This window comes from Streptomyces sp. NPDC043870, from assembly GCF_056435785.1.
In genome coordinates this window covers 1-11107 of the sequence record NZ_JBWKDT010000083.1, presented here as the reverse complement: position 1 = coordinate 11107, position 11107 = coordinate 1, and the positions used below count along the sequence as shown (strand labels likewise).

Annotated in this window: 7 protein-coding genes and 5 pseudogenes; 7 read left to right on the top strand and 5 right to left on the bottom strand. The window is 67.4% G+C overall.

What is annotated here, in order from left to right; genetic code table 11:
• Positions 1-92: 92 nt before the first annotated feature.
• A pseudogene (locus AC0699_RS38425) lies at positions 93-646 on the bottom strand (IS701 family transposase); the annotation flags it as partial.
• A gap of 74 nt (positions 647-720) precedes the next feature.
• A pseudogene (locus AC0699_RS38420) lies at positions 721-1798 on the bottom strand (IS630 family transposase).
• 431 nt (positions 1799-2229) lie between these two features.
• On the opposite strand from AC0699_RS38420, the gene AC0699_RS38415 reads away from it, so the two are divergent.
• Positions 2230-2454: a hypothetical protein gene (locus tag AC0699_RS38415; protein ID WP_478670810.1), complete on the top strand. Its 225-nt coding sequence runs from the start codon at positions 2230-2232 to the stop codon at positions 2452-2454.
• A 182-nt stretch (positions 2455-2636) separates the two neighbouring features.
• A complete protein-coding gene (locus tag AC0699_RS38410; RefSeq protein WP_478670805.1) occupies positions 2637-3230 on the top strand; it encodes a hypothetical protein in 594 nt (197 codons plus the stop codon).
• Here AC0699_RS38410 and AC0699_RS38405 read toward each other — a convergent pair.
• Both AC0699_RS38405 and AC0699_RS38400 read right to left on the bottom strand, forming a co-directional pair.
• On the bottom strand, positions 3140-3799 hold the full coding sequence (locus tag AC0699_RS38405; RefSeq protein WP_478670815.1) for an IS5 family transposase: 660 nt from the start codon (positions 3797-3799) through the stop codon (positions 3140-3142). The genes AC0699_RS38410 and AC0699_RS38405 overlap by 91 nt on opposite strands.
• Before the next feature lie 37 nt (positions 3800-3836).
• Positions 3837-5035 (bottom strand): annotated as a pseudogene (locus AC0699_RS38400) (IS3 family transposase).
• Positions 5036-5109: 74 nt separating this feature from the next.
• On the opposite strand from AC0699_RS38400, the pseudogene AC0699_RS38395 reads away from it, so the two are divergent.
• The 5 genes and pseudogenes from AC0699_RS38395 to AC0699_RS38375 form a co-directional block, all read left to right on the top strand.
• Positions 5110-5414, top strand: a pseudogene (locus tag AC0699_RS38395) (transposase); the annotation flags it as partial.
• A gap of 221 nt (positions 5415-5635) precedes the next feature.
• Positions 5636-6868 carry a YVTN family beta-propeller repeat protein gene (locus tag AC0699_RS38390; RefSeq protein WP_478670800.1) on the top strand — a complete coding sequence of 411 codons (1233 nt, stop codon included), beginning with the start codon at positions 5636-5638 and terminating at the stop codon, positions 6866-6868.
• Positions 6869-7316: 448 nt separating this feature from the next.
• Positions 7317-8981 (top strand): MFS transporter, encoded by a 1665-nt coding sequence (locus AC0699_RS38385; protein WP_478670795.1) that lies wholly within the window; start codon positions 7317-7319, stop codon positions 8979-8981.
• A 533-nt stretch (positions 8982-9514) separates the two neighbouring features.
• Positions 9515-9817 carry a transposase gene (locus tag AC0699_RS38380; RefSeq protein WP_478670791.1) on the top strand — a complete coding sequence of 101 codons (303 nt, stop codon included), beginning with the start codon at positions 9515-9517 and terminating at the stop codon, positions 9815-9817.
• A 288-nt stretch (positions 9818-10105) separates the two neighbouring features.
• Positions 10106-10444 (top strand): DDE-type integrase/transposase/recombinase, encoded by a 339-nt coding sequence (locus AC0699_RS38375; RefSeq protein ID WP_478670787.1) that lies wholly within the window; start codon positions 10106-10108, stop codon positions 10442-10444.
• On the opposite strand, the pseudogene AC0699_RS38370 reads toward AC0699_RS38375, so the two are convergent.
• Positions 10438-11107, bottom strand: a pseudogene (locus AC0699_RS38370) (transposase); the annotation flags it as partial. The gene AC0699_RS38375 and the pseudogene AC0699_RS38370 sit on opposite strands and share 7 nt — an antisense overlap.

The window sequence follows — 11107 nt, the reverse complement described above, 5'->3', positions numbered from 1 at the left end:
GCCCAAGACCGTCCCACCCATGCAAAACCCCCGCTACACTCCCCACCGCCAGGCCGTTGACCAGCAGAAATACAGAAGTCCGGCTGGAGTACTAGTTCGGTGGCGATCCGCCACTTCGTGCGAAAGGCCGGGTCGCCCTGCCCTTGGCGAAGTGCCGGGCTGGGGTATAGGGCACCGCATGCAGCGGGAAGTACACCTGCTCGTCCACCCACAGGGTGGTGACGTTGACCACGGCGTTGTCGGTCTTGCCGTACCGGCCCACCCACTGCCGCCCCACATGCGCAGTCGCCGTCCCATCCTTGCGGTCTCCGGAGTCGTCGATGACCAGCACTCCGTTGGCATTCGGCGTGGTCCGCTCATCGGCCAGCAGCCGTTCCAGCCGTCGGGCGTTGATCTTCTCGTGGTCCCAGCGGGACTCGGACAGCAAGAACTGCAGCCGCTGCACCGCCGGATGCTGGGCCCCAGCGACCGGCTCGGCCCCGGCCAGGCAGGTCAGCGTCTAGTTCCGCTCCCGCGGCGCCAGGAGACCGGTCAGGTACTCGCGGAACCCACGTCGTTGGGCCAGCGACACGAACAGATCATCGAAGCTGGCGGCGTAGTCCTCCAACGGACCCGGCGCCGGCGGACACGGATGACGAGCAGTCATCACACCCACCCCCTCCCCGTACTACTGCCGGCCATCTCCCACGTCAACAAACCACCGTTACCGACTTCGGCTTGTCAGGGTGACGTTGGGTTGTCGAGGGTCAGGCCGGTGCCGGCTATGAAGCCGTCGAGGGTGTCGGGCCGGTACTGGAGGCGTTTGAGCCGGTTGCGGACGAGGGTTTCGAGCCGGTCGAGAGCGACGACGGCGAGGTTGGCCAGGCTGCGCTTGACGTGTGCCCATACCCCCTCGACGGGGTTGAGGTCGGGTGAGTAGGCGGGTAGCAGGAACACCGTCAGCCATTCCCGTTCGGCGATCAGCTCGCGCATGGCGTGGGAGACGTGGGTGTTCAAACGGTCCCAGACCAGCACGATCGGGGCCTTGACGAGCTGGTGGACGCCGTCGACGAGTGCGATGAAGTCCCGCTCGCCCATGCTGCGGCGCGCGCCTTTGCCCGCTCGGTGGCTGCGCAGTCGGTGGCACAGTCGGGTCCGCGAGCCGGGCCGCATCGCGATCAGTCCGGCCACCGACAGGCGCCCCGAGCGGCGCCCGCTGACGGTCACGACCGGGGTGTGCCCGCGCCGGCCCCAGGTTCGTCCTCGGGGCGGCTTTCGGGTGAACCCTGCTTCGTCTTCGAAGCAGATGTAGCCCCCGCAGGCCGCCCGGGCTCTTTTACCTCGGCCCAGGTCGCCTCCTTCCATGCGGTCACGGCCTGCTCGTCGCGCTCGGCGACCCGCCGTGCCGGGACCTGCGGACTGAAACCGAGCCGGTGCATCAGCCTCGTCGCCCCCGAGACGCTATAGGAGACGTGGAACTTCCTGCCGATCAGCGTGGCCACCCTCGTCGCGGTCCACACCTGGTCCTCCACCCAGCCATGCACGGCCGGACCCTGCTCGAGATACCCGGCCAGTTTCTCCAGACAGCGCGGGGACAGTCGGCAACGGGATCCGCTCGGGCCACGGGAAGCCAGCGCCTGCACGCCACCATCCGCCCCAGTTGGTGCCAGTGGTAGGCCGACTTCGGGCTCACTCGTAGACGCCGTGCGACCTCCGCCGGCTTGATCTCCTGCTCGAACAACTCGGCCGCCCGTATCCGGACTGACTCCCGGCGCCGACGCCCCGCAGCGGTCAACCCGCCCCCATCGCCATATCTCATACACCACGGGATACAGGTAACACTCCGAGTCGATCAGGGACTTCGAGAAAGATCACCCTAACGAGCCGAAGTCAGTAACGCGGCAGTGATGTGAATTCCGGAACGGTGTTGACCTGCCGTCTCATGATGCTCATGATGCCGACACACGTTGGCGTGCCGTACCAGGCCGGACGGTACCCGCGACCACTGTCCGCGGCGGCTGGACAATCACGAAGACGGTGACACACAGCCGCGGCGAACTTCGCGCGGGGCCCCCAGCGAGGACGAGCCCGTCGACGGCGATGAACGCCGCGAAAGAGCTGACCAGTGCTCGCCCTCGATTGGCTGCTCCCTCCTCGGCGTCTTCGCAGCCGCGTTCCTCGCGTCGCAGGACCCTGCTCGGCAGCGACGCATGCTCTCCCTGTTTCTCTTCCGCACATACGGAGGTCGACATGACCGACACCACACCGACCCCAAACACCACCAACGGGCAGACACAGGTGACCGCACTCGTCGCTTGGCAGCGACGGCAGGACCGAGATGAGCGGATCGAGCGGAAGCGATCCGAGCACCTCCGCAAGCACCTGCCGCTGGACTCTTTGGACCGCCACGCCCTGGACGTCGTCGACGACGCGTGCGCCCGCCTCGCCCCTGGCTACCCGCAGGGCGGTGAGTGATGTTCATCCGACCCAGCGCTCGATACCGACGAGCCATGCGCGACTGCGACCGTCGCATCGCAGCCTTTAAGAACGCGTTGCTCTACCAAACTTGATCGACGGGTTTTCGCAGGTCAGGTGTGACATCCACTTCGCTGAGGGAGTCTTCGGCCATCGGGTTAGCTCGTTGGTGGAGATGCCGGGTGGCATCGGTGGTGGGGTTGCTGGAGGAGCGGGAACTGGCCGCGCGGGAGCGCGTTGAGTTCCTCCGTGAGGAGGCGGACCGGATCCTGGCCGAGCTGGCGGAGGCGGAGACCGACTGGGAGGGCTGGGTGATCGCCCGGCAGTGGGTCGGCCAGGTGCTGTCTGCGAGCGAGACCCAGAAGAGCACTCAGCAGTTCGCAGATGTCGCGACCTCATCGTTGTCCGCAGCTGAGCCGGCCCCGCAGGGGGCGGCTCGTGCCGGTTCTGTGGTGCCTGTCTGGCAGCCCGGGCTGGAAGCGGGGGTGCTGGCGGTGGAGTACCAGCGCATCATCACCGTGCTCGCCGGCCGGCGCGGGAGCGCGGACGGGTCGATGACCTGTCAGCAGATGGCAGATGCTCTCGGGCTGGAGCCGACCCCTTCGGTGATCGAGGGGGGCGGTGCGGTCGCGGGCCCAGCGCCTGACCGCCCGCGGGTGGCTGGCCGAGCCCGTCCCGGGCAGGTTCACGCTCGCCGGCGGGCCAGGCGCCGGTTCATGAGCATCGTCATCGACCAGAGCACCATCGCCTCGTGGACCTGCGGCAGCGTCTCGTAGTCGCGCACCAGCCGGCGTGAGCGCATCAGCCAGGCGAAGGTCCGCTCCACGCACCACCGCCTGGGCAGCACCACGAACCCGGTGGCGTCGTCACTGCGTTTGACGACCTGGATGGTCAGGTGCAGTTTCTCCTTCGCCCAGGAGACCAGGCGGCCCGCGTAGGCGCCGTCGGCCCACACCAGCGCGATCTTCCGGAACCGGGTTCGCAGCCGCTCCAGCAGCGGCCCGGCGGCATCCCGGTCGGGGACGTTCGCGGCGGTGCCCATCACGGCCAGCAGCAGGCCCAGGCAGTCCACCACGATGTGCCGCTTGCGCCCCGAGACCTTCTTCCCGGCGTCGTACCCGCGCGAGGACGCCGGCACCGTGGCCGCCGCCCGCAGTGACTGTGCGTCCACGACCGCGGCGGTCGGCTCCGGATCACGACCCTCCTCGCGGACCTGCCCGCGCAGCCGGTCATGCAGTTCGGCGAGCAGGCCCTTGAGCCGCCACCGGCGCGAGAAGGCGTAGACGCGGTCCCAGGCAGGGAAGTCCGCGGGCATTGCCCGCCAGGTGATACCGCCCGCGACCAGGTAGCGGACTGTGATCCCCGGGAGTGGACACCGGGTTTCATGCGACGAGTGACAGCGTATGTGACGTGATCAGTTGTTGTTCGAACTCGGCTGGTGTGAGGTAGCCGAGCGCGGAGTGGCGGCGGCGCCGGTTGTAGTACGATAGCCAGCGGAACAGCTCCAGCCGCGTCTGCGCCTTCGAGGTCCAGCGGCATCCGTGGAGCAACTCGCGTTTGAGGCCCTGGAAGAACGACTCGGCGAGGGCATTGTCGTAGCTTGAGCCGACGCGGCCCATGCTGCGGCGGATACCGTGCCGGCGGCAGACCTCGGCAAAGGCGGCCGAGGCAAATTGCCCGCCCCTGTCCGTATAGAAAACGACCCCGTGAACCTGGCTGCCGCGGGATCTCGATCGCGTCGGTGACGACGAGCTGGGTGCGCATATGGTCGGCGATCGACCAGCCCACCACCCGCCTCGAGCAGATGTCGATCACCGTGGCGAGATAGAGCCACGAGGCTCCGACGACTATGTAAGTGATGTCACCGCACCATCTGACGTTCAGGGTCTCCGCGGTGAAGTCCCGCATCACCAGGTCCGGTGCAAGCGGAGCTGCTTTGTCGGCGATGGTCGTGCGCTTCTTGCGCCGCAGGTGCCGGCCGACGATGTGATTGACCCGCATCAGACGCGTCACCCGCTTGCGGTTGATCTTCCATCCCCGCGCCCGCATCTCGGCATGGACACGCCGACCCCATAGGTGCCACGGTGCTCGGCGTGAATCTCGCGGTCTCAGCCGTCGTGCGCTTCTCGTCGGCCTGGTGTTCGGCACGGGCCTGGGCAGTGGCCAGGTGCCGGTAGTAGCCGGAACGGGAGACGCCCAGGACCCGGCAGACCCGCTTGACGCCGAAGTCGGCGCGGTTCTCGGCGATGAAGTCCCAGCGGCGGGGGCTCACTTCACCTCCCGAGCGAAATAGGCGGCTGCCCGACGCAGAATCTCGCGCTCCAACTGCCACTCCCTCTCCGCATGTCGCAGCCGGGCGTTCTCGGCCCGCAGCCGGGCCAGTTCCTCGGCCGCACTCCTGCCAGCGTCGCGGTGTTCAGGCGCCGCCTGAGTCTCGTCCTTGCAAACCCACGTCCGCAGCGACTCGGCGGTGATACCGAGGTCCGCCGCCACCGCCGCATACGCCGCTTGCCGCCCGCGGCACGATAGAGCGCGACAGCATCTTCCTGAACTCCTCCGGATACGGAGACTTGCGTCCCACCTGGACATCCCTCCCTGGACCATCAAGATCCATTGTCAGGGTGTCCACTCCAAAGGATCAGCCTCAGTTCCGAGTTCTGCGACGCCTGGGGCAGCAAGTATCCGGCGATCGTGAAGCTGCGGGAGAACGCCTGGGCCGAGTTCGCGCCCTTCCTGCAGTTCGACACCGAGATAAGGCGAGTAGTTTGCACCACGAACGCCATTGAGAGCGTGAACGCCCGCATCCGCAAGGCCGTCTGACTCGCGGACACTTTCCGAACGAGCAGGCCGCTCTCAAGTGCGTCTATATCGCCATCACGAGCCTTGACCCTACCGGCCAGGGGCGCAAACGCTGGTCACAGCGCTGGAAGGCCGCCCTGAACGCCTTCGAGATCGCCTTCGACGCCGGGTCTCCGCCGCCCGCCTCTGCCCTCAACAACCCCAGAAACACCGTTTGCTTCCGCAGGCGGCACAGCCGGCTATCGGATGCGCACCAGGGCGTTCGCTGTATTGAGGTCTTCCAGGTAGGGGATTGGAGTCGTCCGTATGCTATTCGGGGGTTCTTTGGGGGGGAGGGGTGCTTGGGGGTTTAGCTTCACACCGGCGGTCGTCAGCCGCCGCGGTGATCGTGGGCGTTTGCGACAAGGTGTCGGTCGCCGGCCCGGTCGCCATGGCCACGCCTGCCGACGCACAGACCGGATCCTTCGCCTACGTCACCAACCGCACCTCGAACACTGTGTCGGTGATCGACACGGCCACCAACGCCGTCACTGCCACCGTTGCCGTCGGCATCCGCCCCGAAGGTGTGGCGGTCACCCCCGACGGCTCCCGCGTCTACGTCGCCAACGCCGGCTCGGACAACGTGTCGGTGATCAGGACTTCCGACAACACGGTCATCGCCACCATCCCCGTCGGCGACTTCCCCGAAGCTGTAGCGGTCACCCCCGACGGCTCCCGCGTCTACGTCACCAACCTCAACTCGGACAACGTGTCGGTGATCAGGACTTCCGACAACACGGTCATCGCCACCATCCCCGTCGGCGACAACCCCATCGGCGTGGCGGTCACCCCCGACAGCTCCCGCGTCTACGTCACCAACGCCGGGGCGTTCGACAACACCGTGTCGGTGATCAGGACTTCTGACAACACGGTCATCGCCACCATCCCCGTCGGCATCACCCCCTTCGGTGTGGCGGTCACCCCCGACGGCTCCCGCGTCTACGTCACCAACGGCAACTCGGACAACGTGTCGTTGATCGACACCGCGACCAACACCGTCACCGCCACCATCCCCGTCGGCGACAATCCCCTCGGCGTGGCGGTCACCCCGGACGGCTCCCGCGTCTACGTCGCCAACCTCAGCAGCAACACGGTGTCGGTGATCGACACGGCCACCAACACCGTCACTACCACCGTCGGCGTCGGCACCGGCCCTCACGGGGTGGCCATCGGGACCATCGGGGAGCGGATTCCGACCAGCCTGACGTTGACGGCGAAGAAGGGGAAGGGGCGTGGGAAGCCGGGTGACCTGGGCGGTCGCGGTCTGACGCTGACTGCCACGCTGACCGCCGAGGGTGCGCCCCTGGAAGGCAAGGAGATCACCTTCACCACCGACTCCACCGCCCTGTGCACCGACATCACCGACAGCCGCGGCAAGGCCACCTGCAACGTCCCCGGCAAGCAGCACAGGGACACCTGCTACACCGCCACCTACGCCGGTGACGCCACCTACGAGCCCTCCACCGCCACCCTCTGCACGAGCGGCGACCACCACGGCAAGCCCCAGCCGCGGCCCTGGCCGGCACAGCTCAGCCACAGGGCTTCAGCATCCCCGCCGCCCTCATGCCGACCATGACAAGCGACTGAACCCGCCCGGGGGCCCTGGGGCTCCCGTAGGTGTACAACTGAATCACCCGCATACCATCCACACTCGTGGCCCTGACCTCTACCAAGGCAGGGCCACGATGGCTTTACAACTTGAGCAGCTCTGTACAGCAGCATGAACCCAGCCGTCGTGACACCGTTCGTCGCCGACGCCACTCTCGATGGCGCGCCGGTGGTGGACGGTCCCCAGCACGAGGAGGAGCCGGCGCCAGGGATGAGCCGGATCCAGCCGGACGGTGAAGGGGTCCCCGGTACCGGCCGTGAGCCACCGGGCCGGCGTTGGCCTGCTCGGCGCGGCTGGGAAGGGTGGTGGAAAATGCCCGGGTGCCCAGCACGTGGCCGCAGCATCGGTCCGGGCATGGGTCGCTATGGGTGCGATTTGATGTGCGATCCTCACCCCGCAGGTTCACACTCGGATTATGGGTAGTGACAGGTCCTCGTCGGGCTCCGGGCCAGCCGCAAGGTCGCCAACCGCAGACCGGGGGGCGCCGAACGAGACGGTTGCTCTGATCGCGATGCTCTTCGCGGTCTCCATGACCTTCATCGACCAGACGATCGTCGCCATCGCGGCACCCAGCATCACCGACGAACTCGACCTGTCCGCATCTGGGATGCAGTGGGTGGTCAACTCCTACCTGTTGACGCTTGCCGCGTTCTTCGCCTTGGGCGGGCGGCTGTCCGACATCGTGGGGCACCGCCGTGTCATGGTCATCGGCACGCTAGTCTTCGTCATCTCGTCCGTGCTGTGCGGAGCCGTGCCCACAGGTGACATCGCCCAGACCTGGTTGACCGCCTTCCGTGCTACACAGGGTGTCGGCGCGGCGCTCATGTTCCCAGCCGCGCTGGCCATCGTTATCGTCGTCTTCCCTCTCGAAAAGCGCGGCAGGGCACTGGCGCTGTTCTTCGGTATCTCCGGCGCGCTGACTGCCCTCGGACCGCTGCTCGGCGGCTGGCTGACGTCCTGGACCTGGCGGGCGATCTTCTGGGTGAACGTCCCCGTCGCCGTCATCGCCCTGATTCTGACCGTCGTGGCTCGCATCCCCAACACCCGCCGCCCCGAAAGGCTCGACATCCCGGGCGCTGTGCTGGTGGCGATCGGGATGGGGCTGTGCGTCCTGGGCGTACAGCAGGCCGGCAGCTGGGGCTGGAGCAGCGTGGCGACCTGGGGCTGCATCATCGGCGGGCTGGTGGTGCTGGCGGTGTTCTGCCGCTATGAGCTGACGCAGAACGAACCGCTCATCAAGCTCCGGGTGTTCAAGGACAAGGCGTTCGCCGTCGACAACCTGGTGTTGTTCTTCTCGATGCTGGCTTTCGTCCCGCTGTTCTTCTTCGTGTCGGTGTACGCGCAGGTGTCGCTGAGCGCTTCCGCGGACCAGGCCGCACTGTTCATGCTGTACTTCTTCATCGGCTTCGGCATCGCCTCACAGTGGGGCGGCCGCATCCTCGACAAAAGGGGTGCACGCCCGGCCATCAAGCTGGGCACGGCGCTTGGCGCCATCGGTTTTGCCCTGTGGGCCAGCAAGTTGACGGACCTGTCGATGCACGACCAGTGGCCGTACGCGGCCCTTGCCGGCGCCGGCATCGGCTTCCTGCTCGGCCCGGCGTCGACGGACGCGGCCAACCGCGCGATCAACGCCTCATACGGCGAGGTCACCGGCATCACACAGACCGTGCGGAACTTTGCAGCTGCAGTTGGCCTGGCTCTCTTCAGCACCATCCTGACGCACGTCACCACCGACCGCGTCATCCAAACCCTGCAGTCCCGTGGCGTGCCAGAAGACGCGGCCCGGGAGGCGAGCCGGGCGATTGCGGAGGAGGTATCGGGCCATCCGGACGACAAGGCACCCACCGGGGACGGCCCGGTCGCCCACCTCATGCGCAACGCGATGGACGCGATCCGGATGGACTTCGCCGAGGCCAACCAGTGGGTGTTCTACGGCATGGCTATCGCCCTCGGCCTCGCCTGGCTGTGCGCGCAACTCCACCCGGGGACCCGGGTGACTGACGCCGCCACAGAGCCACCAGCGCCGGACACCCCGGAAGACCCAGCCAGCAGCGGGATCCCGCCTCGGCCGCCCACCTGAGACCCCCTTTCCCCGCCGGAAGCTGCTCACCAGCGAGCCCGGGCTGCGGACCGTGTGTGTCGAGGTGCGCGGCCACGTCCGCCGGGGTGCGGAATCTGGCGGTCGAGGGCGGGATCGGTGGTCAGTCAGGAAGGGCCACACGTCGCGGACGGCCCGGGTAAGCGTGCTGCCGGTGACACCAAAAGCCGGGCGAGCAGACCGTGGGTGCCGATCTTGCCGTGGCAGAGGACTGTGGCCAGGATCCGGCGAGTCCGACCCCACCATGTGCCGTCCGGGAAAGCGCGAGAAGTTTCCTCAGCCGCACGCAGCGCCAGGCGGCTCTTCGGCCAACGAACGTAGTAAGCCGGGCCGGAAGATTTTCCGGCCGGCTTTTGCCGGTACTCATAAGGGCAAGCGTGCCGTCACCCTCCACCTCACGGTGGAGGGGGCAGGAGGATGGCAATCCCATCGTTCAGCCGGTCCCCGGCCGGTGACCGGCGGGAATGAGAGGTTCGGCGTAGTCACGTGATGTCCGAAAGGATGCTCTGGAGGTCATGGCATCGAGGAAGCGCATTTACGACGCTGAGTCCCGTGAGGGGGCGGCACGGATCGTGACGGAGACCGGGAAGCCGATTCCGGAGGTGGCCGAGGATCTGGGCATCCATCCCGGGACGCTGCGCAGCTGGGTCTCGCGGCGCAACAGGTCGCTTTCGTCGGACCGGCCGGTGGCCGAGCCATCGCCCGGCGGTCGGCTGCGGGAGATTGAGCGCGCTGAGCTGGAGCGGCTGCGGGCCGAGGCCAGGGAGAAGGACAAGCGCATCCGCGAGTGTGCAAGCGATTCGTGGCCTTGTGGGTGAAGTAGCTGAGGCGGACCCGGCCGTGGCGGTCGGGGTGATCAGCCGCTGCAAGCCGAGGAGGGCATACCGCATGGCGCTCGCCTGCCGGGCTCTGAGGGTGTCGCAGTGGTGGTACTACAAGTGGCACGACCGCTCGGCCCGCCCACCGCGCGGGAGATGCGCCACCAGTACCTGGCGGAAAAGATCGAGGAGATTTCCGTGGCTCCGGGGGCACCTACGGCTCGCCGAAGGTGTTTCATCGAGCTGGTCGCAGGGGCTGGCGGGTGTCGGTGAACACCGTGGTAACTGATGGCCGAGCTCGGGCTGGCCAGCCGGAAGATCACGCGCCGCTGGTCGCTGACGACGCCGGGCAGGCGGCCGGGCGCCCCGCACTTCGTCCGCCGGGACTTCACCGCCGAGGAACCGGACCTCGTCTGGGCGGGCGACATGACCGAGATCGACACCGGCGAGGGCAAGCTCTACCTGGCAACGGTGATCGATCCGTTCTCCCGTCGGCTGCTCGGCTACGCGATGGGCGCTCGGCACGACGCCGAGCTGGTGGTGCCCTCACTCATGCACCGGCACATCTTCCGCGCCCGCACCGAGGCCCGCATCAAGATCGCCACCTGGATCACCGGCTTCTACTGACTTTGTTCTCGTGATGTCGTCAAGGTGAGGCCGGTTTCAGCGAGGCATCCATCGACGAGGTTGCTGCGGTATTGGATCCGTCGGAGGCCGTGCCGAAGGGTGCGCATCAGGTGGTCGGGGTCGGTGAAGGCGGTGTTGGCCTGGCTGCTGCGTCGCAGCAGTGACCAGATGCCCTCGACGGGGTTGAAGTCCGGTGCATAGGCCGGCAGGAAGTAGCAGGTGATCCACTCCTGGCTGTCGATGAAAGCCTGCAGCCGGGCGTCTTTGTGGACGTTCAGGTTGTCCCATACGAGCACAATCGGCGCGCGGAGCTGTTGATGAGCAGCGGTCAGCAGGTCGCGGTAGTCGGTCCAGGTGAAACTGCGTCTGCCGCCCCGCTTGTGGTCGACGTGCAGCTTGGGTCGGTAGATCAGGCGTGAGCGTTCGCCCTGCTTGAAGCAGGCCAGGGCGGCGATGGAGAAGCGGCGCTGGGAGCGGCCCCGCACCCGGATGACGGGTGTGTGTCCGCGCCGGGCCCAGGTGCGGGTGGTGGGCGGCGTCATCGAGAAGCCTGCTTCGTCTTCGAAGCGCCAGGCCCCGAGCGCCGCCACGGTGTTTCCACCTGGGGCCAGGTCTCCTTCACCCAGCCGGTGACGGCTTCCTCGGTGCGCTCCACCGCGCGGC

Coding starts and splice junctions, on each gene's coding strand:
- AC0699_RS38415 (WP_478670810.1), top strand. CDS start 2,230: ATGACCGACACCACACCGACCCCAAACACCACCAACGGGCAGACACAG.
- AC0699_RS38385 (WP_478670795.1), top strand. CDS start 7,317: ATGGGTAGTGACAGGTCCTCGTCGGGCTCCGGGCCAGCCGCAAGGTCG.
- AC0699_RS38380 (WP_478670791.1), top strand. CDS start 9,515: ATGGCATCGAGGAAGCGCATTTACGACGCTGAGTCCCGTGAGGGGGCG.
- AC0699_RS38375 (WP_478670787.1), top strand. CDS start 10,106: ATGGCCGAGCTCGGGCTGGCCAGCCGGAAGATCACGCGCCGCTGGTCG.